Consider the following 26,377-nt stretch of genomic DNA (forward strand, 5'->3'; position numbering starts at 1 on the left):
GACGCCTGGCAACGCTTCCCGCGGCCCGGCCTCACGCGACAATTTGCTTTCCTGCCTGAGCTGATCTTGACGGAAGCTGCTATCTAAAGATGTAATGCCCGGAACCCGTGCGGCAGGACGATGGGCGCGCCGGGAGTTGGGGGAGCTCGATGGCCAAGCGATCCATGAGCGCGCAGCCGGCCGGCAATCCAGCGTCGGGACGCATCGCCACGATACGCGCGGCCGGCGTCGCCGAGATCAGCATCGAAAATGCCGAGCTTCTCCCACGCCTCGCGCAAGAGTGGACTTATCTCCTGCGCGTGCGCTCGCGATGGGCTTCCGATCCAGAGCAACGCAAATCCATCGGCAAACGCGCCGCCAAGGACCTCGAGCGCGTGGGTATTTCGTCCAAACGATTGCGCGAGTTGGCACACGTAAACCGTATCGAGGTCGAACTGTACGATTGGGATCGCCAGGATAAGAAGGCTTGCGCGATCCATGAGGCCGCCTGCGAAATTCCCTGGGAATACCTGCTCAGCGCCGGCACGCGCGCGGAGGGCCGTTACCACAGCACCTTGATCTCTCGCCTTTTCGGCCGCGGCTTTGCGAAGGTCAGGCCGCACCCGCCGAACAGCGTCCTCTTCGTCGAGAGCGCGCCTGGGCGCTTCGATGACGAGTACGGATTCGAGGATGAGGAAAAGCGCATCGATGTCGCGATCGGTGCATCTGGCAGAAAAGACGACGATCCATACCGGACGTTCCTACGAACGCCCCAAAAAAGCGAACTCGCCAAGGAAGTCCGCCGCAAAAATTGGGAAGCGATCCACGTCACCGGGATTGATACCCACCAGGCCGGGTGGATGGTCAAAGATTTCTATCCGGACATGAAGAAGAAGAAAGAGGCGCTCTTCAACGCGACCATCGACAAGGACGGACGGGTGCCTGATGGAATGATCCTCCGCGAGGCCCATGAAAGCGAGTTTCCCGTTCTATACGAGGATCTTGCCGAGACCCTTGTGAACCCGACCGCCCCACCTCGGCTCGTGACGCTCAATCTCTACTATTCCGGCGCGCGCATCGCGCGCGAACTGGTCAGAAAGGGAGCCCATGTCGCTCTTGGCTTTCTCGACGAGATCGACGACGATGTCGCGGAACTGTTCTTTCAGACATTCTACTGGAACTGGCGCTACGGAACGAAAGACCAGATCCTATCGATTCCGGACGCCTTCCTGATGTCGTGGGAGGCGATGCCGCTGGACGTACACGGCACGTCGATCGTGATCTGGATGGGACGTAGTGTCTTCGAAGAGGGCAGCGAATCCATCAAGAGGCCGACGTCGAGATCGCGTCCTGCGAGGAAGAAGGCATCTTCCCGAAAGAAGAGGGCCGCCTCATGATTCCGATCAAGGTCGACCTGGACGTCGCAGGGGAAATCAACTACTCGCTGCTGCATAATAACAGGCCCTTGCTCAAAAAACTGACGCTGACGCGGCTGGTTGAGGACCCTGTCGAAGCGATCGCGATTCAAGTCGAGCTCTGCGTCGGCGCCGAGAATTACCCTTACCGCTACACGATCCCGGTCATGACGGAATTGCAGCTGCCGCTGTTCTCCAAAGTGATCGTCCCCCTCACCGCCGGCCTGACGCGTTCGCTGCACGAGCGAGTGCAGTCCGCCGTTTACGTGAGAGTGACTTGTGGCGGAAAGACAGCGTTCGAGGAGACAAGGCGCGTCACCCTGATCCCTGTTGACGAGTGGGTCGACGACACCAGGAACAACCCGTGGCTGCCTTCCTTCGTGCTGCCCAGGGATCCTGCAATTCTTGCAATCATCCACGCCTCGCGACGCTACCTGATTGGCATTCTCGACGATCCCGGAGCGGGGTTCGACGGCTATCAGCAAGACGAAGAAGGCGCCGTCGACCGCCAGGTCCAGGCCATCTGGACCGCGCTGGTGAACGAATATCGTTTCCAGTACATCAATCCTCCTCCCGCTTATTCCGAGCAAAGTCAGCGGTTGCGCACGCCGAGCGAGATCGTCGCGTCCAACACCGGCACCTGCATCGACCTCGCGCTGCTGCTCGCCTCTTGCCTCGAATACGTCGGCATCTTCCCGGTCGTCGTGCTGCTCAGCGGGCATGCTTTCGTCGGCTATTGGCGATCTGAAAAGGCGCATGACGACTTCGTGGGCGTGATCAAGATACCAGCAACGGTGGCGAGCGTTGGCGACGCGGCCACCCGGGATGCGGGACTGCCTTACGTCGATCCCTATGGCTGGCGGCTCACCAAAATCAGCTACGCCGAGATCAGGGCCTATGTGACGTCAGGCGATCTCGTGATGCTGGAGGCCACCTACCTGACGGGAGCCTATGGGTTCAAGGACGCGCAAACCGAAGGTCGGGCCAACCTGCGCAGCCCGAAGGAGTTCGACAGCCTGCTCGACATCCAGCGCGCACGCGAATTGAACGTCACGCCGCTCCCGATCATCAACGAATGACGGCATCGAACATGTCACAGTTTGCCGCGGAAGATCCCAGGCGTTACCTGTCGCTGATCAAGGCGGCCGAGGATCATGACGACCTGTTCCAGGCTCTCTATGTCGATCATGATGACAGGATGGACTCCGTCGCCGGCTTGAGACGCCGCCGGCGGCGTGCCTCCAACACGCCCGACGACAATATTCTTGCGGCTTCCCTGGTCGAGGAAAGCGGCGTCCTGCGCTGGTATGACGGCGTTCCAGCCCGGGAGGAAGCGCCGCAGCGCCGCCGCCGTGCACGACGGGCCGGGGGACCTCCGCCGCTTCCGGACCAGACGGTCGTCCTGACCAAGGAGTTTCCGAGGCTCCAGCCCAACAGGGCCGCCGCCGCCATCGGCGCGATCGACATGCGCCTCAATTCCGCGATCGGCGTCTCGCTGCAGTCCCACCTCAGGCAAGTGCGGGGCGGACCGCGAAAATTCGTCATCGATGCCAATGATGTCCACGGACCGTTCAACGGCCGGACCTTGTTGCTCGTCCACGGGACCTTCTCCAACGCCGTCAACATGGTTAGCGAATTCGAGGCGACGACGGACGGCCAGGCATTTCTCAATGCCGCTTTGAACGGACCCGACAAGTACGACCAGGTTCTCGTGTTCGAGCACGCGACGCTCGCCGTAAGCCCGGTGCTGAACGCGCTCGAGCTCGGACGCGCTTTCAGCGGCGCCACCGGAGCGGTCCACGTCGTCGCCCACAGCCGCGGGGGACTGATCGTGCGCTGGTGGCTGGAGGCGTTCGGCGCTGCGCTCAAAGCCGAGACGCGCGTCGTCTTCGCGGGCTCGCCGCTGTACGGCACCTCGCTGGCTGCGCCCGACAAGCTCCAGCACGCGTTGAGCCTGATCTCCAATATCGGGACGTTTGCCGAGAAGACGCTGACGCTCGTCGGCGCTGCCAATCCGTTCCTCTGGGTCGCGGGCAAGCTGGTCGAGGTGGTGATGACCGTCACCGGGACACTCGCCCACACGCCTCTCCTTGACGGGCTCATAGCGCTCATTCCGGGGCTGTTCGGACAATCCCAGATATCCAACAACTATGAACTCAATTTGCTTCGACTCGGTCCGTGCACGACGCAGCCTGTGTATTTCGTCGTCAAGTCGAATTTCGCGACGGTGGACCCCGGATGGCAGTTCTGGAGAAACTTCAGAGCGCTACGGGGCGCCGACCTTGCGGCCGACCAGATTTTCCCCGGCGACAACGACCTCGTGGTCGATACTGGCTCGATGACCAACCTGGGAGAGACAGACTTTCCGCTGAAAATCAGGGACATTGAGGATTTTGGCAACGATCCCGAAGTCTGGCACTGCAACTATTTTCGCCAGAAGAGAACCATCGACTTCATCCGGCGCAACCTCCCTTAGCCCGCCGGTACCGACAGCTTCGTCGCGTGCTCATGAAATAACGCCCGCAGCTTTCGCCGCAGCGGCATCAACGCCTTCGACGCAAGACCGAGCTTGCCCGAAGGCGCAATCAGATAGGCCTGGGTTTCGTCCTCGATGACGTGTTGCGCGTAGCCGACCCTCGCGAGCTGCCGCCCGAGCGCACGCGTATCATATGGACGCATCGCCTCTCGCACCCTGCGGCGGTAATCGGCGTCGGTGAAGAACAACGCGTGCGCGAGCTCGTGCGTCAAGGTGCTGCCGCGGCCTTCGTAGACGCCGATGACGTAAAACCGTTCGCGCAACCTCGCGAACAATCCGAGCAGTCGCTTCTCCTTGCGCGTGAGCGGATCGAACGCGCCGGCATGGAACGGAGCAAACGCCGTCGAAGGCACGTTGAAGCCGGACCAGTCCTGATAGTAGGTGAAGTTGCCGTGTCGCGCGGCATACCAGTCCATGTACTGCTCGAGCGAGAACACCCGCCCGTGAAACTCCGGCGACTCGTAGTGCTCCTGCACGCGCAGGAAGGTCGATGTCAGCTCGTATTGCGTCTTGAATCGAAGCAGATAGATGCCCGGCCCGACGCGCGTCTTGACGATCTTTCCCGACATCCGTCGCGTCCCCCTTGCCGGCCGTCGCGAATTCCGTCCTTCGTCAACCGCTGTTCGGCACATGGTAAATCGTTCCTTAACCTATCGCGACAAGATCGGGCTCAGAAAAGCAGCCTTTTCCGCCGATTCCGGGAGCAAGCATACATTCGGAACAAATCTCATGGCCGAATTGTCGCAGATTTAAGAAAACGCCTGCACCTGCTGCTTAACCGTTTGTGCAGCCCCGCCTCTCATAGTCGGGGTCAAACTCCTCGCTCATTCCAGGTTCATTCATCGTGACATCCTTTGGACGCGTGATTTCGGTTCGCGGGTCGCTCGCCCGGGTCGGACTTCTGGCGGAAAGCCAGTTGCCGGTCTCTGAGGTCCGGGCCACCGTCGGCCGCTTCGTCAGCATCCGCTGCGCCAGCTCGGTCATCGTCGCCATGATCACCGAGGTGTCCTGCGAGAATCTGTCGAGCAGCGACGACTACATTGCCATCGCCTCCGTCGACCTGCTCGGCGAAATCCACAATGCCGCCGACAAGGCCAAGTTTCAGCGCGGTGTCACCAACTATCCGACCATCGGGGATTCCGTCGACCTGATCACCAGCCAGGAGCTGCGCACGATCTACGCGCCGACCGGGTCGGACCAGATCAACGTCGGCTTCCTCCAGCAGGACCGCTCCGTCGTCGCTTATGTCGACGTCGAGGAAATGCTGTCCAAGCATTTTGCGGTGCTCGGATCGACCGGCGTCGGCAAATCCACCGGCGTGTCGCTGCTGCTCAACGAGATCCTCAAGGCGCGTCCGAATCTGCGCATCTTCCTGCTCGACGTGCACAACGAATATGGCCGCTGCTTCGGCGACCGCGCGCTGGTGCTCAACCCGCGGAACCTGAAGCTGCCGTTCTGGCTGTTCAATTTCGAGGAAATCGTCGACGTCCTGTTTGGCGGCCGCGCCGGCGTGCCGGAGGAGCTCGACGTCCTCGCCGAAGTGATCCCGATCGCCAAGGGGATCTACACCCAGTACCAGAACACCGACCGCCTCGGCCTGAAGCGCATCGATCCCAAGCAGGTCGGCTTCACCGTCGACACGCCGGTGCCGTACCGGCTGGTCGATTTGATTTCGCTGATCGACGAGCGCATGGGCAAGCTCGAAAATCGCTCGTCGCGCATCATCTATCACAAGCTGATCTCGCGCATCGAGGCGGTGCGCAACGACCCGCGCTACGCCTTCATGTTCGACAACGCCAATGTCGGCGGCGACACCATGGCCGAGGTGATCAGCCATCTGTTCCGTCTGCCCGCCAACGGCAAGCCGATGACGGTGATGCAGCTCGCCGGCTTTCCCGCCGAGGTCATCGATTCCGTCGTCTCGGTGCTGTGCCGCATGGCCTTCGATTTCGGCCTGTGGAGCGACGGCGTCTCGCCGATGCTGTTCGTCTGTGAGGAAGCCCACCGCTACGCCTCCGCCGACCGCAATGTCGGCTTCGGGCCGACCCGCAAGGCGGTCTCGCGCATCGCCAAGGAAGGCCGCAAATACGGCGTCTATCTCGGCCTCATCACCCAGCGCCCTGCCGAGCTCGACGCCACCATCATCTCCCAGTGCAACACGCTGTTCACGATGCGTCTTGCCAACGAGCGCGACCAGGCGCTGCTGCGTGCCGCGGTGTCGGACGCGGCCGCGAATCTGCTGTCCTTCGTGCCCTCGCTCGGCACCCGCGAGGTGCTGGCGTTTGGCGAAGGCGTCGCGCTGCCGACGCGCCTTCGCTTCAAGGAGGTGCCGCCGCATCAATTGCCGCGCGGCGAAGCCACCATCAGCAGCGTGCCGTCCGTCACCTCGGGGCACGACATGCATTTCGTCGGTGCGGTGCTCGAGCGCTGGCGCGGCGCCACTTCGCAGCGCGACGTGCCGAACGACCCGGTGTTCTCTGCTCCGCCGGCCAAGACGCTCGCCCCCGCCGAAGCACCGATGCTGCAACCGTCTATGGGGCTCGATCCGGACCGCTTCTCGCTCCTGAAGAAGCCGCTGCGGTAGATTCCTCTCGTGTCCCGGACGCGCCGCAGCGTGCAACGCTGCTGCGCAGAGCCGGGACCCATCCCACACGCACCACACTCTCGGAAACATGGGCCCCGGCTCTGCAGCGCACCGCTGAAGAGGCGTTGCGCTGCGTCCGAGGCACGGGAGCCGCGCGTTGAGCAGGCCGTCCGCATCGACTATGGTTGCCGGCCCCAAGCCGGAACCATGCACATGACAAAGCCCACAGCTCCACGCTTCCCCGCACCCGCCCTCGACAAGCTTCCCGACGACATCCGCAAGCGCCTGCTCGCCGTACAGGACAAGAGCGGCTTCGTGCCGAACGTGTTCCTGACGCTGGCCTATCGGCCCGACGAATTTCGCGCCTTCTTTGCCTATCACGACGCGCTGATGGAGAAGGACGGGGGCCTCACCAAGGCCGAGCGCGAGATGATCGTGGTGGCGACTTCGGCCGCCAACCAGTGCCAATATTGCGTGATCGCGCACGGCGCGATCCTGCGCATCCGCGCCAAGAATCCGCTGATCGCCGACCAGGTCGCGGTGAACTACCGCAAGGCCGACATCACGCCACGGCAGAAGGCGATGCTGGACTTCGCGATGAAGGTTTCGGTCGATGCACAGCGGATCTCCGATGAGGATTTCGCCGCGCTCGCACCCTACGGCTTCAGCGACGACGACATCTGGGACATCGCCGCGATCTCCGCCTTCTTCGCGCTGTCGAACCGGCTGGCAAACTTCACCGGGATGCGCCCGAATGACGAGTTCTATCTGATGGGACGCCTGCCCAAGAAATAGCTGAGAAGCAGGATTCAATCAGCCGATATGCTAGACTAGAATCGGAGCCGCTGTCCCCACAGCGGCTTCAGCAGCTCGAGCACCGTCAGCACCAGCAATCCCGCGCCGAGCGTGATCATCAGATCGTCGACGTGCAAGGGACCGAAGCGGAACAGGCTGGACGCCGGGGGCCACAGCAGCGCCGTGGCGAGAACGAGCGCGACCGCCACGAAGATCCACGCCAAAGCAGGATTCGGACGGAAGAATGCGGACACGAGCGACGCGCTGAAGGACCGGTTGACCAGGACCAGGGCCAAGATACAGACGACGAGGGAGACAAACGCGAGCGCCCTCGCCTCGTCGGACGCGAGGCCGGAGCGAAGCGCACCGACGAATATGGCGGCGGTCGCGGTAAATGCCAGGGCGCCCTGAAGCACGCTCCAGCCGATCAAGGGCCACGAGAACAATTCGGAATCGGCCCGCCGCGGCGGACGCGTCATCGCATCGTGTTCGTCCCGCTCCGCCTCGAACACGAGCGCGCACACGGGGTCGATGATCAGCTCCAGAAACGCGATGTGCACCGGACTGAAGATCAACGGCAACCCGAACACCAGAGGCAACAGCGCAAGTCCCGCGATCGGGACATGGACGGCGAAGATGAAGGCCATCGCCTTTCGCAGATTGTCGTAGATGCGCCGGCCCAGGCGAATGGCCGCTACGATCGAGCCGAAATCGTCATCGAGCAGAACGATCGCCGATGCCTCGCGGGCGACGTCGGTCCCGCGCCCTCCCATCGCGATACCGATATGGGCGGCCTTGAGCGACGGAGCGTCGTTGACGCCGTCGCCGGTCATCGCGACGATCTCGCCGTTGCGCTTCATCGCCTGGACGATGCGCAATTTCTGTTCCGGCAAGACCCTCGCGAATACATTCGCATGCCTGACACGGTCGGCGAGCTCCGGATCGTCCGCCAGCTGGAGCTGGTCGCCGGTCACGACGTCGCGGGCGTCGAGTCCGGCCTGGTTTGCGATGGCAACAGCCGTTGCCGGATAGTCGCCCGTGATCATGACGACGCGGATCCCCGCCGCGCGACATTCGCGAACCGCCTCAGGGACCTCTGGACGGAGCGGATCGGCCAGCCCGACCAAGCCGACGAAGCGATAGGCGAAATCCGTCTGGGACGATGGAAGCTGCGTGTCATTTCCCGCTGCTGCGGCCACTCCCAACACGCGCAGCCCATCCCTGGCCATCGCTCCAACCGCATCTCTCACTGCCCCCTGGTCGGCGTCGCTCAGCCGGCACAGGCGTGCAATCGCCTCGGGCGCGCCCTTGGCACAGATGACGAGGTCGGCTCCACCGGGGGTGCGCCAGACCTGAGACATGGCCAGCAACTCGGGACGCAGACCGTAGGTCCGCACCAGGGTCCGGGGACCGCCCAGCGCATCGCTCTCCCGCAAGGCATCCCGCGCGAAGGCGTGCAGGGCCTTCTCCATCGGATCGAACGGCTCCGGCGAGCTCGCCAGGGCGCCGCAGCGCGCCAGCTCGACGAATTCGGGCCCGGCATGATCTTGTCCGGCCGTCGCCGGACGCATCGATGCCCCATTGAGCAGCCGCAGCTCAGCGACGGACATCTGGTTCTGCGTCAGCGTCCCGGTCTTGTCGGTGCACAGCACGGTCGCAGAACCGAGGACCTCGATGGCGGCGGCCCGGCGCGTCAGGACGCGGGCCTGCGAGATTCGCCATGCCCCCATCGCCATGAACACCGTCAGCACGACGCTGAACTCTTCCGGTAGCATGGACATGCCGATTGCGATGCCTGCGAGCAGCGCTTGCAACCAATCCCCGCGCAGGGTGCCGTAAAGCGCGACGGCAGCCAAGCTGATCACTGCGCCGCCGAGAAAGCAGAGCCGCACCAGCCGCGCCGTCTGTTGCTGGAGCCGCGGCGGCTCCGCCTGCAGACCGCGCAGCGACAGCCCGATCTTCCCGATCTCGCTACGGGGGCCGGTGGCCCCGACCCGCGCCAGCCCCTCACCACGCACCACCATCGAACCGGAATACACGAAGGGCTGATCCTCGCCGCCGGGCCGGTGATCGACTGATGCCGCCTTGTCCGCGACCTGCTTGCGAACGGGCACCGACTCTCCGGTCAGCAGGGACTCGTCAATTTGCAGATCGCGCGCGTCCACCAGTCTGGCGTCGGCGGGAATCCGGTCACCTTCGCCGAGAACGACGAGATCGCCGTGGACGACCTCGCGCCCCGGAATCCGGCGGCGCGCGCCGTCCCGTATGACGAGCGCGCGCGGGCTTGTCAGGTCCCGCAAGGCCTCCAGCACGCGCTCGGTCCGGGTCTCCTGCACCACCGTGATCACGATGGACATTGCACCGAATGTCAGCAGGATGATGGCTTCCCTGAGATCGCCGATCGCGAGGTAGACCAATCCGCCGCCGAGGAGCAGCGCCAGCATCGGTTCGCGCAGCACCTCGAGCACGATGCGCATGGGGCTGCGCCGGTCGGGTCGAGGCAATTCGTTGTAACCGTCGTCCGCGAGCCGCGCCCGAGCCTCGGTCTCGCTCAGTCCGGCCGGGCTTCCGCTCTCCGTGCCGCTCACGTTTTCCGCCGCAGGCTCCAGAGGCTCCCGGCAAGCAGGACCGAGGTCACGAGCAGGATGGCGACGAAGGTCTGGATGATGGTGAAGTTCAGCGCATCCCGCGCGACGAACAGCGCGGTGACGGCGCCGGCGAGGACAAACAGAAGGCGAAAAATCAGACTCATCGTTACGTCTCCAGGTCGGCATAATGTACCCACCTGGCGCTTCGACATCAAACGCTGTTCGGCATCATGCCTGCGGACCTTAGCGGCCAGCACCAGTGTCGATTTTGCGATACGTCAAGCCGGACTGCGCCGTCGGCCGCAGGTTCGGCACTCCCACCGCCGAATGTCAAAATTCGAATCGCGGCATCTTGCGCCCTCAAAGCGTTGGCGACTGGTGCAGATAGCGGCCGTCGAAATCCGCCAGTTCCAAAAATCTCCGTTCGTCCAGCACCGTCACCCGGCCTCGCTGCAGCTCGACGATGCCCTCCTGGCGCAATTGCTTGATGACGCGGTTGGCGTGAACAGCGGTGATCCCCAGAGCTTCGCCGATCTGCTCCTGGGTCAGCGGCATCTCGAAATCATTACCATCCACGCGCCCGATGATTCTCAGTCGCTCGCGAAGTTCGATCATGACGTGGGCAAGCCGCGCGGGCGCGGCGCGCTGGCCGACATTGACGATCCATTCGCGGAACATCGCGGCGTCAATCAACGTATCCCGCCAGAACATTTCCGCGACATTCGGCCGGCGGCGATGCAGCTTTTGCAGCGTCTCGTGGCTGATGAAGCCGAGCGTCGACGGCGTCAATGTCGACAAATCATGGTCCATCACATGCAGGAACAGGCTCATCAGATCCGGTATCTCGCCTGGGATGTCGATCGAGAGGATCTGCCGCTTGCCGCTCGCGATCGTCTTGGAGCGCACGCAGAAGCCCTCGGCGATCAGGCAGCAGTCCGTCGCCCGCTCGCCGTCGCGTACCACCGGCGTTTCCGCCGGATACTGCCGTACCGAGATTGGAAGGGCCTCGATCTCCTTGATGTCCTCCTCCGCGATCGCGGAGGAGATGCGCAAACGCCTGACAAGCGCAGCGCGGATCGTATCGCTGGACACGCGATGGAGCTCCGGTTGGCGTGAATGGGAACCCGTATTGCAGTTCGCGGCGCCGGGGCTCCGCTGCAATGAAAACCCGCGATCCGCGCCGCCGGTTCCAACAAAAGTTAAGGACGCCACTCGCATCCGCATGGTTGGCTTCGCGCCGGAAAGGCCAAGCCATGACAAAGAAGCGCAACCGCACACGACCTGCCCTGTCCCTTCAGGAACGCCTGAACAAGTTCACGCAAGAGGCCCGCGCCGCCGCCAAAAACCTGCCGGCCGGTGCCGAGCGCCACACCCTGCTGCAGAAGGCCCGCGATGGCGATGCCGCAGTGGAAATGGAGCGCCTGCTGTCCTCGCCTGGCCAACCACCGAAATGATCCGTGTTGCCTGCGGTCGTAAGGCGCTATGCCGCTAGCGCTTCGCCATCAACTCGAGCGCCGGCGCGAAGCGCTCGGAAAACGTCAATGTCTTGGCGTGGTGAACCGCGGCAAACGATGCCGATATCCCTGCTGAAGCGACCGCGAGCAAGGCAATGACGAAAACCAGACGGCGCATTTTGGCCTCCTGTGTGAGCTCGACTACTCCACACAGATGGGCCCGCTCTGTTTCAGGACGGTTTCATGAGCGCCGATAATGATGTTGCTCAAGAGGCTGTGATCAGGCTCGGTTTGCGGGCCGCCTGCCGTCCTGATGTGAGCGCCCCCGCCTAATCGTCCGACGCCGGGCCGCACCAGCCGGGCAGGTAGATCGCATCCTTGCTCTTGGCTGCGGACAAGGCCTTCTCGAGCGCCTTGTCGAAATTGGCGTCCACCTCCTTGCGCAACAGTTTCCGGCGCAGATAATCGGCCCACAGGAATTCGGAGAACGGCGTGGTGTCCTTGGCGAAACCGCCCATGCGACGCAGCTCGCCGGCGAGGCTGCGGAAGGGGTCGTCCTTGAGATCGACGACCGATTTCGGCAGATCGCGGAACGGCCGCCGCTCGCCCTTGGCGTCGTAGGGATAGACCCAGCGCTTGTTGTCCATCACGCCCCAGAAGGCCTCGCGCTCAACCATCCTGAGATCGCCGACCACGGTCACCAGCACCTCCTTGATGCCCTCGTCGTGCAGGGCGCGGCCAAGATGATGATGGTCGATCACGTAATAGCGCTGGTCCGGCCCGCAGACGACGGGAATCATGTGGGTGCCGAGCAGCTCGGATTGCTTCTTCTTGCCGTGCTCGCGCCAGCGCTTGCGCTTCTCCTTGACCTCGCGCATGCCGACCGTCATCTGCGTCGGCCGCAACGACAGGATCGGCACCGGATGCACTCTCGGCTCGCGCGCGTTGCTGGTCATGGTCGAAGGGCCCCTCACAGAATTGCAGCCGGTGGTCCAGGTTTCCCGACTATGCCATGGGCCCGGCGGCGACAAAATGCGTTCGGCCCCGGCACGGAGATCACAAGCCGATGCTCACGGGCGGGACGGCGTGTGCTTCGGACTGTTGCTGCAGCGCAACCCGCACGTGCCGGACACCAGGATGACGCCCGCCGCCACGATCGTTCGCTACGCCCCAAGACATCCCATGAAGGATAGTGCAAAGGCGCAATGCACGTGCGCGTTGAGAAGATTTTCTGCAACGCGTTCGTCCCGTATGCTATCTAAAAATCGCTGCTTCGGAGTGATCCCTGCACCATGAAAACCCAGCGGCCCATAAGCTCGGATGACGAGCACCGGGTGCTCCAGTTCAGGCCGCGCACCTTGCCTTCCCCGGCCACCCACCGGGGCAGCGGTACCGTGCAGCCGCTCCGCGTCGCCCCCGAACCGCTCGACCTGTCGCGCTACGAGCAGCCTCGCCCCGAGCCGGACGATTTCCGCCACCGCATGCTTGCGAATATCGCCGCACTCGCCTTCACCATCGCACTGACCGCGGTCGGAATCTGGCTCGCGGTCAGCATCGCCGACCTCAGGCGGACCCAGGATTGCGTGCTGATGGGCCGCCGGGACTGCGCGAAGATCGTCACGCCGCAGATCTAGGCACGGCCTGCCAACTGCCCCTTGAGCCGAAAGGGTGCCGGCGGGCATCCCCAGCCCTGTCCCCGCCCCTGTCCGGCTCCATTGAACTCAGGGCGTCGCTCCGTTATACGGGCACTCAACCCGGCCAGAGGGGGGTTTGAGGGCGTCATCAGGGGCGCGATGCCCACCCACCATGCCACTCTGGAACATCTGACAATATCCGCAATATATCAAAGGCTTAGTGATGTCATCCACATTCGATCAGGTCGCTACGATCATCGCTGAAACCTGCGACATCCCCCGCGACACGATCACGCCGGATAGCCACGCCATCGATGACCTCGGCATCGACAGCCTCGATTTCCTGGACATCGCGTTCGCGATCGACAAGCAGTTCGGCATCAAGCTGCCGCTGGAAAAATGGACCCAGGAAGTCAACGACGGCAAGGCGACCACCGAGCAGTATTTTGTGCTGAAGAACCTGTGCGCGCGCATCGACGAACTGGTTGCCGCCAAGGGCGCGAGCGCCTGATCGGGCGGTCATGCAACTCGAATATTTCCACATGATCGATCGCATCGTCGACCTCAAGGTCGACGAGAAGACGATCGTCGTCGAAGCCCAGGTCCCGAAGGAAAGCACCGTCTTCGAGGGACACTTCCCCGGCTATCCCTTGATGCCCGGCGTGCTCCTGATCGAATCGATGGCGCAGGCATCGGGCTTTCTGCTGCTCGGAGTCTTGAAGTTCGAGCGGATGCCGATCCTTGCCGCCGTAAAGGAGGCCAAGGTGCGTGGCTCGGTATTCCCCGGCGATCTCATGAGCATCGAGGCGAGCCTCGCCCATGAGGGCTCGGGCTACGCCATGACCGAGGCCAAGATCAGGGTCGACGGTAAGCTGCGCGCGAATTCGACACTCACCTTCACGCTTATCCCCTTCCCCAATGCGGATATGCGCGGATACATGGACGCGGTCGCCAAGCGAGTCGGCTTTCCGCAGCAGGCCGTATCGTCATGACTGACACCTCCGTTTCGAAGCCCGGCCAGACCGAAGTCTGGATCACCGGTATTGGACTTGCCACCTCGCTCGGCGAGGGCCTGGACGCCAACTGGACCGCGCTCCAGGAGAAGCGCATCAATGTCGACGAGAAGGGGTTTGCACCCTACATCGTGCATCCCCTGATGCCTGTCAGCTTCGACAGCCAGATCCCGAAGAAGGGCGACCAGCGCCAGATGGAAGCCTGGCAGCGCATCGGCACCTATGCCGCCGGCCTCGCGCTCGACTCCGCCGGGATCAAGGGCAACAAGGACATCCTGTCGAAGATCGACATGGTGGTCGCCGCCGGCGGCGGCGAGCGCGATCTCAACGTCGACACCGGCGTGCTCACGGCCGAGGCCAAGGGTGCGAACGCGCCCGGCTTCCTGAACGAGCGGCTGATGAGCGATCTCAGGCCGACGCTGTTTTTGGCCCAGCTCTCCAACCTCCTCGCCGGCAACATCGCCATCGTGCATGGTCTCGGCGGCACCTCGCGCACCTTCATGGGCGAAGAAGTCGCGGGCGCCGATGCCGCCCGCATCGCGCTCTCGCGCATCGCCTCGGGCGAGAGCGACATCGCGCTGATCGGCGGCTCGCATAACGGCGAGCGCAAGGACCTGATGGTCCTCTACGAATTCGGCGACTTCAATTTGAAGAACGAGTTTGCGCCGGTATGGGCGCGCAAGGACCACGCCGGCTTCGCCCTCGGCTCGGCCGGCGCCTTCCTGGTGCTGGAATCGAAAGCACACGCCGAGGCGCGCGGCGCCAAGCCGTTCGCAAAGCTGTCCAGCGTCGTCGCCGACCTCGCCCGGCGCAAGCAGCCCGGCGACATGGCGGCAACGCTGGAGAAGCTTTGGGACAAACTGCCCAGGCGCGAGGGCAAGGGCGCGATCATCACCGGAGCGACCGGCGCGGAGCCGGCGACATCGGAAGAGCGCGGCTTCCTGAAGGGCCATGCAGAATTCCCGGTGCGCTCGACCGGCACGATGTTCGGCCACACCATGGAAACGCAATTCCCGCTCGGGCTTGCGCTCGCCGCCCTGTCGATCTCGCGCGGCGCACTGTTCCCGCCGAACGATTCGACCGGGACCGAGATTGAAATGCAGGGGGCCCCCACCCAGATTGTGGTGGTGGGGGCCGGACACTGGCGCGGCGAAGGCATGGCGCTGGTCGAGGCGGTCAGCTAAGCGCATCGCGCTTCGGCTGGTGACGCTCTAGCTCTATCGGGGGATCGACATGACTGCACCACGCGACAAACTCGGGCGCCCCGTCGTCGTCGTCACCGGCATGGGCATTATGACCTCGCTCGGCGCCGGCAAGGCCGACAATTGGGCGAAGCTCGTCGCCGGCGAATCCGGCATTCGCACCATCACGCGGTTTCCGGTCGACGGGCTGAAGACGACGATGGCCGGCACCGTGGACTTCGTCAGCGTCGATCCGTTCTCCTCCACCGGCCTGTCCGAACGGATGGCTGAACTCGTGACGGAGGAAGCGCTGGAGCAGGCCGGCATCGGCGCCAAGGCCGATTTCCCGGGTCCCCTCTTCCTTGCGGTTGCGCCGGTCGAAGTCGAATGGCCGCAGCGCCGCGAACTCGGCCGCGCCGTCGGCTCGCCCGATTTCACCTATGACGATTTGCTGCGCATTTCCGGCGGCGGCAAGTACGCCGCCTATCACCACCGATTCATGTTCGGCTCGGTCGCGGCACACCTCGCCGAGACCTTCGGCACCAAGGGTTCGCCGATCTCGCTGTCGACAGCCTGCGCCTCGGGCGCGACCTCGATCCAGCTCGGCGTCGAGGCGATCCGCCGCGGCGAGACCAATGCCGCGCTGTGCGTCGCGACCGACGGCACCGTGAACCCGGAAGCGCTCGTGCGCTTCTCGCTGCTCTCGGCGCTGTCGACCCAGAACGATCCGCCGCAGGCAGCCTCCCGCCCCTTCTCCAAGAATCGGGACGGCTTCGTCATGGCCGAGGGCGCTGGCGCCCTCGTGCTGGAAAGCTACGAGGCCGCGACCGCGCGCGGCGCCAAGATCCTCGGCGTGATCGCCGGCTGCGGCGAGCTGACCGATTCCTTCCATCGCACCCGCTCGTCGCCCGATGGCAAACCGATCATCGGCTGCATGAACAAGACGCTGGCCGATGCCGGCATGACGCCGGACCAGATCGACCACATCAACGCGCACGGCACCTCCACGCCCGAGAACGACAAAATGGAGTACAACACGACATCTGCCGTGTTCGGCGATCTCATCTCGAAGATCCCGGTCACCTCCAACAAGTCGATGGTCGGGCACACCATCTCGGCCGCCGGCGCGGTCGAGGCGATCTTCTCGCTGATGACGCTTGAGCATCAACGCATCCCGCCGACGATCAACTACGAGACGCCGGATCCCGCGATCCTGTTCGACGTCGTCGGCAACAAGGCGCGCGATGCCCGCGTCACCGCGGTGATGTCGAACTCGTTCGGCTTCGGCGGCCAGAACGCCTCGCTGATCCTGACCCGCGAACCGGTCTGACCGGACGCGGCATGGCGCTGATTCCTATCAGCACGAAGATTCGCGCGCGGAATGCAGCCAAGTCGATCAGCGGGGGCCTGATCGGCGCCGCCACCGTCGGCATGCTGCGCACCACGCGCTATTTCGATCCGGTCAAGACCTCGGACTTTTTCGCGCGCGTGACCAAGATGATCGGCCCGCGCCTGCGCGAGCACCGCATCGGCCGCGCCAACCTCACCGCCGCGTTTCCCGAGAAGTCCCCGGAAGAGATCGAACGGATCCTGATGGGCGTGTGGGACAATCTCGGCCGCGTCGGCGGCGAGTTTGCGCACATGGACCACGTCTGGGACTACGATCGCGACCATCCGGAAAACAGCCGGATCGAACTGCCCCAGCGCAGCATCGAGCTGTTCGACCGCATCCGCGACGACGGCAAGCCGGCGCTGATCTTCGCGGCCCACCTTTCCAATTGGGAGCTGCCGGCGCTCGCCGCCGTCGCACATGGACTCGACACCGCGATCCTCTACCGCCGGCCGAACATCGCCTCGGCCGACCGCATCATCCAAGAGATGCGCCAGGTCAACATGGGCACGCTGATCCCGGCGGGCCGCGACGCGCCGTTGCGCCTCGCGCAGGCGCTCAAGGACGGCAAGCACGTCGCCATGCTGATCGACCAGTACCTGACCGGCGGCGTCGAGGTCACCTTCTTCGGCCGCAAGACCCGCGCCAACCCGATGCTGGCGCGCCTGCTCCGCCAGGTCGAATGCCCCATCCATGGCGTCCGCATCATCCGCCTGCCCGGCAACCGCTTCCGCGCCGAACTGACCGAGGAGATTCCGCCGGTGCGTGATGCCGACGGCAAGATCGACATCCAGGGCACGACCCAGGCGGTCACGAGCGTGGTGGAGAGCTGGGTGCGCGAATATCCCGAGCAGTGGCTGTGGCTGCATCGCAGGTGGCGGTGATTTTGCTCCGTCATTGCGAGCGAAGCGACGAAGCAGTCCAGAGCGTCTCCGCGGAGAGATTCTGGATTGCTTCGCTCCGCTCGCAATGACGACGGCTCGCCCCTCTACCTTCCCGTCTTCACCTTCGTCCACAGCCGGTTGATGACCCGCTGCGTCGCCGGCTCACGCGCCGTGATCACAAACAGCTTCGCGAGCGTCGCCTCGTCCGGATAGATATTCTTGTCGTTGAGTATCTTCGGATCGACCAGCTTCTGGCTGGCGAGGTTGCCGTTGGCGTAGGACAGGAAGTCCGAGTTCTTGGCGGCGACGTCAGGACGGTAGAGATAGTTGATCAGTTCGTAGGCCTCGCTGACATTCTTCGCATCCGCTGGGATCGCGAGATTGTCGAAGAACATCTGCGCGCCCTCCTTCGGGATCGTGTAGCCGATCTCGATGCCGCTCTTGGCCTCGGCGGCGCGGGCGCGGGCCTGCATGATGTCGCCGGACCAGCCGACCACGAAGCAGATCTCGCCGGTGGCGAGCGCGCTCAAATATTCGGACGAGTGAAATTTTCGCACCGACGGGCGCACCTTGGCGACCACGTCGGCGGCCTTCTCCAGGTCCGCCTGCCTGGTCGAGTTCGGATCGAGCCCGAGCCAGCTCAGCGCCGCCGGAAAGATGTCGTCGGCGGAGTCGAGCATGTGCACGCCGCAGTCTTTGAATTTTGCCAGGTTCTCCGGCTTGAAGACGATGTCCCAGCTGTCGATCCTGGCGTCGGGTCCGAGGATCTGCTTCAGCTTGGCGACGTTGTAACCGATGCCCGTCGTGCCCCACATGTAGTTGGCGGCGTAAACGTTGCCGGGATCGTAGATGCCGAGGCGCTGCGTCACCACGGGCCAGGCATTGCCGAGGTTCGGCAGCTTCGCCTTGTCGAGCTTCTGGAAGATGTTGGCCTTGATCTGGCGCTGCAGGAAATAGGCGGTGGGCACCACGACGTCGTAGCCGGACTTGCCGGCCATCAGGCGCGTCTCCAGCGTCTCGTTGGCATCGAAGGTGTCGTAGACCACCTTGATGCCGGTCTCCCTGGTGAAGGCCTCCAGCACGTCCGGCGCCATGTAGTTGGACCAGTTGTAGAAGTTGACGACGCGCTCCCCGGCCCCTGCCGGGGCCGAGAGGAACGTCAGCGCTGCGGCGATTGCGAGACCAAAGCCAAATCCGGAGCGGCCGACGTTCGTCATCCCCGTCTACCTCTTGCGTCCACGCACCGCGTCCGACAGCCGCTCCAGCGCGGTGTCGAGGGTCTCGTCCTTCTTGGCAAAGCAGAAGCGAACCACCGAGGTCACGGGGTCCTGCTCGTAGAAGGCCGAGACCGGGATCGCGGCGACCTTGTAGTCCTTCACGATCCGCCAGCAGAACTCGGTGTCGCTCTCGTTGAGCCCGAGCGGCGACAGGTCGACGGTGAGGAAGTAGGTTCCCTGCGACTTCAGCACGGGGAAGCCGAGGCTCTCCAGCCCCTTGGTCAAGCGGTCCCGGCTCCGCGTCAGGTCCTTGCGCATCGACAGGAAGTAGTCGTCGGACTTGCCGAGACCGTAGGCGACGGCGGCCTGAAGGTTCGGCGCGGTGGTGAAGGTCAGGAACTGGTGCACCTTGGCCGCCACGCGCAGCAGCGGCGGCGCGGCGCAGACGAAGCCGATCTTCCAGCCGGTCAGCGAGAAGATCTTGCCGGCCGAGCCGACCTTGATGGTGCGGTCGCGCATGCCGGGGATCGTGATCAGCGGGATGTGCTTGTGCTCGTCGAAGGTGACGTGCTCCCAGACCTCGTCGGTGATCGCGATGACGTCGAACTCCTGGCAGTAGCGCGCGAGCAGTTCGAGGTCCCCGCGCGGATAGACCACCGCGGAGGGATTGAGGGGATTGTTGAAGAGCACCGCCTTGGTCTTTGAATTGAAGACGCTTTTCAGCATGTCCTCGTTCAGCCGCCAGTGCGGCGGCTCGAGCCGGACGAGGCGCGGAATGCCGCCGGCCTGGCGGATGATCGGCAGGTAGGAATCATAGACCGGCTGGAAGCAGACCACCTCGTCGCCGGGCTGGACCACCGCGAGGATGGCCGAGGTCAGCGCCTCGGTGCCGCCGGAGGTCACCATCACCTCGCTCATCGGATCGAGCTTGAGGCCGTGCCAATGACCGTAATGGGTGGCGATCGCCTGGCGAAGCTCCGGGATGCCCATCATCGACGGGTACTGGTTGTAGCCGTTCAGCGAGGCCTCGGCCGCGGCGCGGCGGATGTCCTCCGGACCGGGATCGTCGGGAAAGCCCTGGCCGAGATTGATGGCGGCATTGTCGCGCGCGGCCTGCGACATCGCCTCGAAGATGGTGACGGGAAGGTCGGAGAAGACCTTGTTCAGCGAGGAGCTCTTGGTCGTCATCGCGAGGTCAGCCACCGACCTTGCTGGGAAGACCCGCCGCCTTCCAACCGAGCATGCCGCCGGCCAGATGCTTGTCGTAAGGCAGACCTGCCGCCTGCGCCGCGAGCGAGGCCGTCACCGAGCGTTTGCCCGAGCGGCAGGCGAACACGACTTCCTTGCCGGCGGGATCTGGGATCGCCTTGGGATCGAAGGTCGAGAGCGGCACGACGATGCCATAAGGATAGGCCTCGGCTTCGACCTCGTTCGGCTCGCGCACGTCGACGAGCAGATAGCGCCCTTCCGCGACACCCTTGGAGACCTCGTCCGGGGTCAGATCCTGTACTTGATTTGCCACATCATCCTCCAACGTCGCGGGCCGCTGCCGGGGCGATCCCGGCGGCCGGCAACCTCGCCTCTCGGCAGGCGAAAATCAAGCGCTACAAAGGCTTGAGCCGCATGTCGCAAGTTAAAGCTAAATCGCAGCGACTTGAAGTGCAGCTTTCAAACGGCCCCGGGAGGTCTGCGGCGGGGACTACGGCGCAGCGCTTGGGCTCGGCCGCGGACCGGTCCCTCCCGCCGTCGCGGCGGTCCGCGCCGCGGGGTGGGAACCGGAGCCGGCGTGACCGCGGGGTCGGTTCCTTCGGTCGTCTGGGGGCCGATGATTCGAGTCCAGCAGCGGCCCTTCATCGTTGCGAACCTGGCGCGCATCCACGATCGCGAATTTCGCCCCAGGCCGCTAGATCGTCACCTGCGTTCCGACCTCGACCACGCGGCCGGAGGGGATCTGGAAATAGTCGGTGGCGTCGTTGGCGGAGCGGCTGAGCGAGATGAACAAACGGTCCTGCCAGCGCGGCATGCCCGAATGGGCGGCGGGCTTCAGCGCCCTGCGCGACAGGAAGAACGAGGTCGACATGATGTCGAACTGCCAGCCGAGCTTGCGGGCGATCGCCAGCGCCTTGGGCACGTTGGGCGATTCCATGAAGCCGAACTTCAGCGTCACCTTGGAGAAGGTCGGGCTGATCTGCTCCAGCTTCACCCGCTCGGCCGGATCGATGCGCGGGGTCTGCGCGGTCTCGATGGTGAGAATGACGTTCTTCTCGTGCAGCACCTTGTAGTGTTTCAGACTATGCATCAGCGCGGTCGGCGCGCTGAGCGGATCGCTGGTCAGGAACACGGCGGTGCCGGGCACTCGCTGCGGCGGCCGCTTCTCCAGCATCGCCACGAGATCGGCGAGCGGAAATTCGAGCTTGCGCGACTTCTCGAACAGTAGCCGGCTGCCGCGCCGCCACGTGTACATCAGGATGATCATGAGCGCTCCGAGCGCCAGCGGTACCCAGCCGCCCTCGAACACCTTGAGCAGGTTCGCCGCGAGGAAGGTCAGGTCGAGGAACAGGAACGGCGCAATCAGCGCGGCGGCCGCAAACGGCGACCACTTCCAGACCTTCCAGATCACGACAAAGCCCATCATCGCCGTGACCACCATGGTGCCGGTCACGGAGATGCCATAGGCCGAGGCGAGCGCGCTGGAGGAGCGGAACAGCAGCACCAGCAGCACCACCGCGACCAGCAGCAACTGGTTGATGCGCGGGATGAAGATCTGGCCGGAATGGGCTTCAGACGTATGGCGAATTTCAAAGCGCGGCAGCAGGCCGAGCTGAATCGCCTGGCGTGTCAGCGAATAGGCACCGGTAATGACGGCCTGGCTCGCGATCACGGTTGCGGCGGTCGCGAGCACGACCATGCAGCCGCGGAAAAAACCCTGTGGGAAGAGCTGGAAGAACGGACTCACGATCGCGCCGGGATCGCCGAGGACGAGAGCGCCCTGCCCCAGATAGTTGAGTGCCAGCGACGGCAGCACGATGAACAACCAGGCCGTCTGGATCGGCCGCTTGCCGAAATGGCCGAGGTCGGCATAAAGCGCCTCGGCGCCGGTGACGGCCAGAAACACCGCGCCCAGCGTCACGAAGCCGATGATGCCGTGGTGGAGCATGAAGGACACGGCGTAGAGCGGGTTCAGCGCATACAGCACCTGCGGCTGTTCGATGATCGGATGGATCGCCGCCAGTGCGATCACCGCGAACCACACGCACATCACAGGGCCGAAGAAGGCGGCGACCCGGGCGGTGCCGCGCGACTGCACGGCAAAAAGGCAGGCCAGGATCACCACGGTCAGCGGCACGATGTAGGGCTCGAACCGCAGCGTGACGTCCTTCATGCCTTCGATCGCCGACAGCACCGAGAGCGCCGGCGTGATCACGGCGTCTCCGTAAAACAGAGCACCGGAGATGATGCCAAGTATGACGATAGTCGCCCCGCCGGTGCCGACCGCGCGCTGCGCCAGCGCCATCAGGGCGAGTGTGCCGCCTTCGCCGTTATTGTCGGCGCGAAGCAGGATCACCACGTATTTCAGGGTCACCACCACGACCAGCGCCCACAGGATCAGCGAGAGCACACCGAGCACGGCGGCCTGGGTCGGAGCCCCTTCCGTCCCCGACGCGGCCATCACGGCCTCCCGGAACGCATAGAGCGGACTGGTGCCGATATCGCCGTAGACGACCCCGATGCTGCCGAGCGTCAGCGCACCGAAACGGGCGGTCGTATGGGCTTCGCCATGCCCACTGGCCGCCGCCGTTTCCGGGGCGGAAATCGCTACATCACTTGTCATGGAGAGCCCAGTGGCCTCTAGAATGCTTCACTGCACAACGGCGGAAGAGCGCGCGGCTTATAGTCCTGCGCTACCGGCATAGCCTAGCCCGATTTCGGGCCCTCGCCATGCAAAAATTGCATAAGTCCACCAATTGCGATCAGATGGTGACTTGTGTGCCGACTTCAACCACCCGCCCGGTGGGAATCTGGAAATAGTCGGTGGCGTCATTGGCGGACCGGCTCAGCGCGATGAACAAATGGTCCTGCCACAGCGGCATGCCGGACTGAGCCGAGGCCTTCAGCGACCTCCGCGACACGAAGAACGACGTCGACATGATGTCGAACTGCCAGCCCTGCTTGCGCGCGATCGCGAGCGCCTTGGGCACGTTCGGCTGCTCCATGTACCCGAACCGCAGCCGGACCTTCGAGAACTTGTCGCTGACCTTCTCCATCCTGAACCGATCAGCCAGATCGACCCGCGGTGTCTGCGCGGTTTCGATGGTCAGGATCACATTGTGCTCGTGCAGCACCTTGTTGTGCTTGAGATTGTGCAGCAGAGCGGTGGGTACAAAGGAAGGATCGCTGGTGAGGAATACCGCCGTGCCCTTGACGACGTGCGGCGGTCGCTTCTCGAGGCTCTTGATCAGGTCGTCCAGCGGCACCTCGATCCGGCGCGTCTTCTGGATCAGGATCCCCGTGCCGCGCCGCCAGGTCCAGATCGTCCCGGCCATGACGACGCCGAACAGCAACGGCACCCAGGCGCCTTCGAGCAGCTTGAGCAGATTGGCGCTGAAGAAAGTCATGTCGACGACAACGAAGGGCATGATCACGGCGGCCGCCGTCGCGGCGCGCCAGTTCCACAATTTCCAGATGACCACGAAGCCCATGATGCCGTCGGCAACCATGGTGGTGGAGACCGCGATACCGTAGGCCGAAGCCAGGTTGCTGGAGGTGTGGAACAACAGCACCAGCAGCATCACCCCGATCAGGAGCAGCCGGTTCACCCGCGGCAGATAGATCTGGCCGGCATGGGTTTCGGAGGTGTAGCGCACCTCGAAGCGCGGCAAGAGGCCGAGTTGCACCGCCTGATAGACCAGCGAATAGGCGCCGGTGATTACCGCCTGGCTCGCGATCACTGTCGCGGCGGTCGCAAGTCCGACCAGCGGCAACACCAGATACTCGGGCACCATGCGGTAGAAGGAATGCTCGATCGCGCTGGGATCGGACAGCACCAGCGCGCCCTGTCCGAAATAGTTGATCAGCAGCGAGGGCAGCACGAAGAACATCCAGGCGGACTGGATCGGCTTGCGGCCGAAATGGCCGAGATCGGCATAGAGCGCCTCGCCGCCGGTGACCGCCAGGAAGACGGCGCCCAGCGTGACGAGGCCGATGGTGCCGTGCGACAGCAGGAATTCCAGCGCGTAATAGGGATTGATAGCGGCCAGCACCGACGGATCGTCGGCGATGTGGACGGCGCCCATCACCGCCAGACAGGTGAACCAGATCACCATCACCGGCCCGAAGGCCGAGGCCACCAGCGCTGTCCCCTTGCTCTGGACCGCGAACAGCAGCACCAAAATGAAGACGGTGAGCGGCACGACGTAATGCTCGAAGGCGGGCGTGGCGAGCTTGAGACCTTCGACCGCCGACAACACCGAGATCGCCGGTGTGATCATGGAATCGCCGATGAACATGGACGCGCCGACCACGCCGAGCGCGAGCAGGAACCAGCTTCGCCGCCCGAGCGCGCGCTGGCCGAGCGCCATCAGCGAGAGCGTGCCGCCCTCCCCGTTATTGTCGGCACGCAGCAGCAGCAGGACATATTTGGCGGTGACGACGATAAAGAGCGCCCACAGGATGAGCGACAGCACGCCGAGCACTATGACCCGCGACACCGGCTCGCCATGGGCCGCGCCTCTGACCGCCTCGTGGAACGCGTAGAGCGGCGAGGTGCCGATGTCGCCAAAGACGACGCCGATGCTCCCGAGCGTAAGGGACCAAAAGCCCGAGGTGACCGGCCCGTCCTGGGTCTCGGTCGTTGTGATGCTCGCGGTCATGTGGATGGAAAACGCTTCGTCCCTGGAATTGATCCGGCGCCTTTTGACGCTTCCGGCGCGGCTGTCAATCGGCACAGCACCTTAGCAGGCGGCGAGGCAGATGCTGTGACGCCGCAGCAACGGTTGCCACCAGCGCGACGACATGCCTCAGGTAAGATGGTAGCGCAAGACCTCTAGGGCTTCAAATTCGGCGGCAGCGGCGGATCTTCCCGCATCAGGGTGATCGTCACCCGGCGGTTGGCCGCCAGCGAGGGGTCGTCCGGAAACAGCGGCTGGGTGTCCGCCTTGCCCGAAACGGCGAAGACGTGCGACGGCGGCAGGCCCTCGCGTTCGAGGATCTGGCGCACTGCATTGGCCCGATCGGCCGACAGATCGAAGGCGCCGTAGTCGCTGCGGGTCGGCACGAAACCGGCTGCGGTGTGGCCGGCGATGGAGACGCGGAGCGGCGTGGCCTTGAGCGGAATGGCGAGCTTCTCGATCAGGCGACGCGTGCGGTCATAGGGCACCTTGGAGCCGTCGGCGAACATCGAGCGGCCGTCCTGATCGACGATCTCCAGATTGAGGCCCTGCTTGGTCTCCTCGAACATGATGTGCTTGGACATCTCGGTCAGTTCCGGCATGTCCTGCAAGGCCTGACGCAGCGACGCTGCGGCGAGCGCGAAACTGCGGTCGACCTTGAGCCTCGCGCCGGACGTCTTGTCGTGATCCTCCTGGTCCGGTGTCGGCGTGTTCGACGACTCCTCAGGCTGGATGTGGTCGACGTTCTTTAGCCGCGCGCGGGTCGGCAGGCCGTCGGATTCGATGATGCCGGCGTAGCGCGCCTCGCTCTGGACGCCGAAGGCCTCGCGCATGGAGCCTGCGACGATCTTCAGCTTGTTGGAGTCCTGGGTGGAGAATGCGACCAGCATCACGAAAAACGCCAGCAGCAAGGCCATCAGATCGGCAAACGTAACGAACCAGCCATGGCCGCCATGAGCTTCTTCGCGTTTCTTCTTTGCCATCGGTCAGATCCTGGCGTCCGGCGTTACGCCGGAACCGGCTCGCCTTCGGCGTGGCGGTGCTTCTCGGGCAGATAGGCCAGCAGCATTTCGCGCACCAACGTCGGACTCTTGGAGTCGCGGATCATCAAAATGCCGTCGATGATCAGCGTGCGATTGGTTTCCTCGTCGATCAGCTTGCCATGCAGCTTGTCGGCGATCGGCAGGCAGATCAGGTTCGCGACCAACGCACCGTAGAGAGTTGCCAGCAGGGCGGTCGCCATGAACGGGCCGAGCTTCGAGGGATCCGACATGTTCGAGAACATCTGCACCATGCCGATCAGCGTTCCGATCATGCCGAACGCAGGCGCGCAGTCGCCGACGGCGCGGTAGATCTTGCTGCCTTCGTTGAGATGCAACAGGAAGTTGTCGCGGTCGCGCTCCATATTGTCCCTGATAAAATCGAGATCGTAGCCGTCGGCGACGTAGCGGATCCCCTTCGCGAGGAACGGCTCGTCGGTCTCGACCTTTTCCAACCCCACCGGGCCCTGCTTGCGGGCGATCTCGGCGATGCGGGCAAGCTCGTCGACCAGGTCGTGGGCCGACAGCCGGCTCATCGTGAAGGCGAATTTCATGCCGAGCGGCAGGCCGTGCATCAGCACCGAGAGCGGAAAGCGGATCATGGTCGCTGCGGCCGAGCCGCCGAAAATGATGATCGCCGCATGGTCGCTGATGAACATGTGCAGATCGCCGCCCATGAACACCATCAGCGCGATAACGGCGAGGCCGCTCACAAGCCCGGCGCCCGTCATGATATCCATGGGAGACTCCAACGCGAACGCAACAACGGCCGTCGTGGC

The 26,377-nt window shown here is 64.0% G+C and carries 25 protein-coding genes; 12 read left to right on the forward strand and 13 right to left on the reverse strand.

The window, feature by feature from the left end:
- Positions 1-149 precede the first annotated feature (149 nt).
- From WHZ77_RS20625 to WHZ77_RS20635, 3 genes are read left to right on the forward strand one after another with little or no spacing between them, the layout of a single operon-like run.
- Positions 150-1,376 carry a hypothetical protein gene (locus WHZ77_RS20625; protein ID WP_375309616.1) on the forward strand — a complete coding sequence of 409 codons (1,227 nt, stop codon included), beginning with the start codon at positions 150-152 and terminating at the stop codon, positions 1,374-1,376.
- Entirely contained in the window at positions 1,373-2,473 is a 1,101-nt protein-coding gene (locus WHZ77_RS20630; RefSeq protein WP_375309617.1) for a hypothetical protein, read from the forward strand. The genes WHZ77_RS20625 and WHZ77_RS20630 overlap by 4 nt, the downstream gene beginning before the upstream one ends.
- A gap of 11 nt (positions 2,474-2,484) precedes the next feature.
- Complete coding sequence (locus WHZ77_RS20635) at positions 2,485-3,870, forward strand: esterase/lipase family protein (protein WP_375309618.1); 1,386 nt, start codon at positions 2,485-2,487, stop codon at positions 3,868-3,870.
- On the opposite strand, the gene WHZ77_RS20640 is transcribed toward WHZ77_RS20635, so the two are convergent.
- Positions 3,867-4,499, reverse strand: a complete 633-nt coding sequence (locus WHZ77_RS20640; RefSeq protein WP_375309619.1) for an ABC transporter ATP-binding protein — start codon at positions 4,497-4,499, stop codon at positions 3,867-3,869. The genes WHZ77_RS20635 and WHZ77_RS20640 overlap by 4 nt on opposite strands.
- A gap of 275 nt (positions 4,500-4,774) precedes the next feature.
- On the opposite strand from WHZ77_RS20640, the gene WHZ77_RS20645 reads away from it, so the two are divergent.
- Both WHZ77_RS20645 and WHZ77_RS20650 read left to right on the forward strand, forming a co-directional pair.
- Positions 4,775-6,514 carry an ATP-binding protein gene (locus WHZ77_RS20645; protein WP_375309620.1) on the forward strand — a complete coding sequence of 580 codons (1,740 nt, stop codon included), beginning with the start codon at positions 4,775-4,777 and terminating at the stop codon, positions 6,512-6,514.
- A 213-nt stretch (positions 6,515-6,727) separates the two neighbouring features.
- Positions 6,728-7,309: a peroxidase-related enzyme gene (locus WHZ77_RS20650; protein ID WP_375309621.1), complete on the forward strand. Its 582-nt coding sequence runs from the start codon at positions 6,728-6,730 to the stop codon at positions 7,307-7,309.
- A gap of 35 nt (positions 7,310-7,344) precedes the next feature.
- Here the strand turns inward: WHZ77_RS20650 and WHZ77_RS20655 are convergent, their stop codons facing one another.
- From WHZ77_RS20655 to WHZ77_RS20665, 3 genes are all read right to left on the reverse strand, one after another.
- Positions 7,345-9,897 (reverse strand): HAD-IC family P-type ATPase, encoded by a 2,553-nt coding sequence (locus tag WHZ77_RS20655; protein WP_375309622.1) that lies wholly within the window; start codon positions 9,895-9,897, stop codon positions 7,345-7,347.
- Positions 9,894-10,061 carry a hypothetical protein gene (locus WHZ77_RS20660; RefSeq protein ID WP_375309623.1) on the reverse strand — a complete coding sequence of 56 codons (168 nt, stop codon included), beginning with the start codon at positions 10,059-10,061 and terminating at the stop codon, positions 9,894-9,896. Before WHZ77_RS20660 ends, WHZ77_RS20655 begins: the two co-directional genes overlap by 4 nt.
- 196 nt (positions 10,062-10,257) lie before the next feature.
- Positions 10,258-10,989, reverse strand: coding sequence for a Crp/Fnr family transcriptional regulator (locus WHZ77_RS20665; RefSeq protein ID WP_375314773.1), 732 nt, complete (start codon positions 10,987-10,989; stop codon positions 10,258-10,260).
- 161 nt (positions 10,990-11,150) lie between these two features.
- On the opposite strand from WHZ77_RS20665, the gene WHZ77_RS20670 reads away from it, so the two are divergent.
- Positions 11,151-11,351 carry a hypothetical protein gene (locus tag WHZ77_RS20670; RefSeq protein ID WP_375309624.1) on the forward strand — a complete coding sequence of 67 codons (201 nt, stop codon included), beginning with the start codon at positions 11,151-11,153 and terminating at the stop codon, positions 11,349-11,351.
- 34 nt (positions 11,352-11,385) lie between these two features.
- Here the strand turns inward: WHZ77_RS20670 and WHZ77_RS20675 are convergent, their stop codons facing one another.
- On the reverse strand, positions 11,386-11,529 hold the full coding sequence (locus tag WHZ77_RS20675; protein WP_375309625.1) for a hypothetical protein: 144 nt from the start codon (positions 11,527-11,529) through the stop codon (positions 11,386-11,388).
- 151 nt (positions 11,530-11,680) lie between these two features.
- A complete protein-coding gene (locus WHZ77_RS20680) occupies positions 11,681-12,307 on the reverse strand; it encodes a ParB-like protein (protein ID WP_375309626.1) in 627 nt (208 codons plus the stop codon).
- A 336-nt stretch (positions 12,308-12,643) separates the two neighbouring features.
- Between WHZ77_RS20680 and WHZ77_RS20685 the strand changes: the two genes are divergently transcribed.
- From WHZ77_RS20685 to WHZ77_RS20710, 6 genes are all read left to right on the forward strand, one after another.
- Positions 12,644-12,985, forward strand: coding sequence for a hypothetical protein (locus WHZ77_RS20685; protein ID WP_375309627.1), 342 nt, complete (start codon positions 12,644-12,646; stop codon positions 12,983-12,985).
- A 223-nt stretch (positions 12,986-13,208) separates the two neighbouring features.
- The gene (locus WHZ77_RS20690) at positions 13,209-13,496 is read left to right on the forward strand and encodes an acyl carrier protein (RefSeq protein WP_007592476.1); all 288 of its coding nucleotides are present in this window, start codon (positions 13,209-13,211) and stop codon (positions 13,494-13,496) included.
- 10 nt (positions 13,497-13,506) lie between these two features.
- Positions 13,507-13,977: a 3-hydroxyacyl-ACP dehydratase FabZ family protein gene (locus WHZ77_RS20695; RefSeq protein WP_375309628.1), complete on the forward strand. Its 471-nt coding sequence runs from the start codon at positions 13,507-13,509 to the stop codon at positions 13,975-13,977.
- Entirely contained in the window at positions 13,974-15,182 is a 1,209-nt protein-coding gene (locus tag WHZ77_RS20700; protein ID WP_375309629.1) for a beta-ketoacyl-ACP synthase, read from the forward strand. The genes WHZ77_RS20695 and WHZ77_RS20700 overlap by 4 nt, the downstream gene beginning before the upstream one ends.
- A gap of 49 nt (positions 15,183-15,231) precedes the next feature.
- Positions 15,232-16,509 carry a beta-ketoacyl-ACP synthase gene (locus tag WHZ77_RS20705; RefSeq protein WP_375309630.1) on the forward strand — a complete coding sequence of 426 codons (1,278 nt, stop codon included), beginning with the start codon at positions 15,232-15,234 and terminating at the stop codon, positions 16,507-16,509.
- A gap of 11 nt (positions 16,510-16,520) precedes the next feature.
- On the forward strand, positions 16,521-17,453 hold the full coding sequence (locus tag WHZ77_RS20710) for a lipid A biosynthesis lauroyl acyltransferase (RefSeq protein WP_375309631.1): 933 nt from the start codon (positions 16,521-16,523) through the stop codon (positions 17,451-17,453).
- A 104-nt stretch (positions 17,454-17,557) separates the two neighbouring features.
- On the opposite strand, the gene WHZ77_RS20715 is transcribed toward WHZ77_RS20710, so the two are convergent.
- The 7 genes from WHZ77_RS20715 to WHZ77_RS20745 all read right to left on the reverse strand — a co-directional run bounded on the left by WHZ77_RS20715 (position 17,558) and on the right by WHZ77_RS20745 (position 26,338).
- Positions 17,558-18,670, reverse strand: a complete 1,113-nt coding sequence (locus WHZ77_RS20715) for a polyamine ABC transporter substrate-binding protein (RefSeq protein ID WP_375309632.1) — start codon at positions 18,668-18,670, stop codon at positions 17,558-17,560.
- 6 nt (positions 18,671-18,676) lie between these two features.
- Positions 18,677-19,858: an aminotransferase gene (locus tag WHZ77_RS20720; protein ID WP_375309633.1), complete on the reverse strand. Its 1,182-nt coding sequence runs from the start codon at positions 19,856-19,858 to the stop codon at positions 18,677-18,679.
- A 7-nt stretch (positions 19,859-19,865) separates the two neighbouring features.
- Positions 19,866-20,192 (reverse strand): rhodanese-like domain-containing protein, encoded by a 327-nt coding sequence (locus WHZ77_RS20725; RefSeq protein ID WP_375309634.1) that lies wholly within the window; start codon positions 20,190-20,192, stop codon positions 19,866-19,868.
- Between the two features lie 381 nt (positions 20,193-20,573).
- Entirely contained in the window at positions 20,574-22,502 is a 1,929-nt protein-coding gene (locus WHZ77_RS20730) for a potassium transporter Kup (protein ID WP_375309635.1), read from the reverse strand.
- 139 nt (positions 22,503-22,641) lie between these two features.
- Positions 22,642-24,540, reverse strand: coding sequence for a potassium transporter Kup (locus WHZ77_RS20735; RefSeq protein WP_375309636.1), 1,899 nt, complete (start codon positions 24,538-24,540; stop codon positions 22,642-22,644).
- A gap of 173 nt (positions 24,541-24,713) precedes the next feature.
- Complete coding sequence (locus WHZ77_RS20740) at positions 24,714-25,541, reverse strand: flagellar motor protein MotB (protein ID WP_375309637.1); 828 nt, start codon at positions 25,539-25,541, stop codon at positions 24,714-24,716.
- A 23-nt stretch (positions 25,542-25,564) separates the two neighbouring features.
- Positions 25,565-26,338, reverse strand: a complete 774-nt coding sequence (locus tag WHZ77_RS20745) for a motility protein A (RefSeq protein WP_375309638.1) — start codon at positions 26,336-26,338, stop codon at positions 25,565-25,567.
- Positions 26,339-26,377: the final 39 nt, after the last annotated feature.

Source organism: Bradyrhizobium sp. A5 (genome assembly GCF_042076515.1).
GTDB classification, from domain to species: domain Bacteria; phylum Pseudomonadota; class Alphaproteobacteria; order Rhizobiales; family Xanthobacteraceae; genus Bradyrhizobium; species Bradyrhizobium cosmicum.

What these genes read in the sequence shown, in the direction of transcription:
- WHZ77_RS20640 (WP_375309619.1), bottom strand. Translation starts at nt 4,499, where the DNA reads ATGTCGGGAAAGATCGTCAAGACGCGCGTCGGGCCGGGCATCTATCTG.
- WHZ77_RS20730 (WP_375309635.1), bottom strand. Translation starts at nt 22,502, where the DNA reads ATGACAAGTGATGTAGCGATTTCCGCCCCGGAAACGGCGGCGGCCAGT.
- WHZ77_RS20675 (WP_375309625.1), bottom strand. Translation starts at nt 11,529, where the DNA reads ATGCGCCGTCTGGTTTTCGTCATTGCCTTGCTCGCGGTCGCTTCAGCA.
- WHZ77_RS20715 (WP_375309632.1), bottom strand. Translation starts at nt 18,670, where the DNA reads ATGACGAACGTCGGCCGCTCCGGATTTGGCTTTGGTCTCGCAATCGCC.
- WHZ77_RS20700 (WP_375309629.1), top strand. Translation starts at nt 13,974, where the DNA reads ATGACTGACACCTCCGTTTCGAAGCCCGGCCAGACCGAAGTCTGGATC.
- WHZ77_RS20720 (WP_375309633.1), bottom strand. Translation starts at nt 19,858, where the DNA reads ATGACGACCAAGAGCTCCTCGCTGAACAAGGTCTTCTCCGACCTTCCC.
- WHZ77_RS20740 (WP_375309637.1), bottom strand. Translation starts at nt 25,541, where the DNA reads ATGGCAAAGAAGAAACGCGAAGAAGCTCATGGCGGCCATGGCTGGTTC.
- WHZ77_RS20735 (WP_375309636.1), bottom strand. Translation starts at nt 24,540, where the DNA reads ATGACCGCGAGCATCACAACGACCGAGACCCAGGACGGGCCGGTCACC.
- WHZ77_RS20685 (WP_375309627.1), top strand. Translation starts at nt 12,644, where the DNA reads ATGAAAACCCAGCGGCCCATAAGCTCGGATGACGAGCACCGGGTGCTC.
- WHZ77_RS20635 (WP_375309618.1), top strand. Translation starts at nt 2,485, where the DNA reads ATGTCACAGTTTGCCGCGGAAGATCCCAGGCGTTACCTGTCGCTGATC.
- WHZ77_RS20650 (WP_375309621.1), top strand. Translation starts at nt 6,728, where the DNA reads ATGACAAAGCCCACAGCTCCACGCTTCCCCGCACCCGCCCTCGACAAG.
- WHZ77_RS20670 (WP_375309624.1), top strand. Translation starts at nt 11,151, where the DNA reads ATGACAAAGAAGCGCAACCGCACACGACCTGCCCTGTCCCTTCAGGAA.
- WHZ77_RS20660 (WP_375309623.1), bottom strand. Translation starts at nt 10,061, where the DNA reads ATGAGTCTGATTTTTCGCCTTCTGTTTGTCCTCGCCGGCGCCGTCACC.
- WHZ77_RS20705 (WP_375309630.1), top strand. Translation starts at nt 15,232, where the DNA reads ATGACTGCACCACGCGACAAACTCGGGCGCCCCGTCGTCGTCGTCACC.
- WHZ77_RS20625 (WP_375309616.1), top strand. Translation starts at nt 150, where the DNA reads ATGGCCAAGCGATCCATGAGCGCGCAGCCGGCCGGCAATCCAGCGTCG.
- WHZ77_RS20690 (WP_007592476.1), top strand. Translation starts at nt 13,209, where the DNA reads ATGTCATCCACATTCGATCAGGTCGCTACGATCATCGCTGAAACCTGC.
- WHZ77_RS20680 (WP_375309626.1), bottom strand. Translation starts at nt 12,307, where the DNA reads ATGACCAGCAACGCGCGCGAGCCGAGAGTGCATCCGGTGCCGATCCTG.
- WHZ77_RS20630 (WP_375309617.1), top strand. Translation starts at nt 1,373, where the DNA reads ATGATTCCGATCAAGGTCGACCTGGACGTCGCAGGGGAAATCAACTAC.
- WHZ77_RS20745 (WP_375309638.1), bottom strand. Translation starts at nt 26,338, where the DNA reads ATGGATATCATGACGGGCGCCGGGCTTGTGAGCGGCCTCGCCGTTATC.
- WHZ77_RS20695 (WP_375309628.1), top strand. Translation starts at nt 13,507, where the DNA reads ATGCAACTCGAATATTTCCACATGATCGATCGCATCGTCGACCTCAAG.
- WHZ77_RS20710 (WP_375309631.1), top strand. Translation starts at nt 16,521, where the DNA reads ATGGCGCTGATTCCTATCAGCACGAAGATTCGCGCGCGGAATGCAGCC.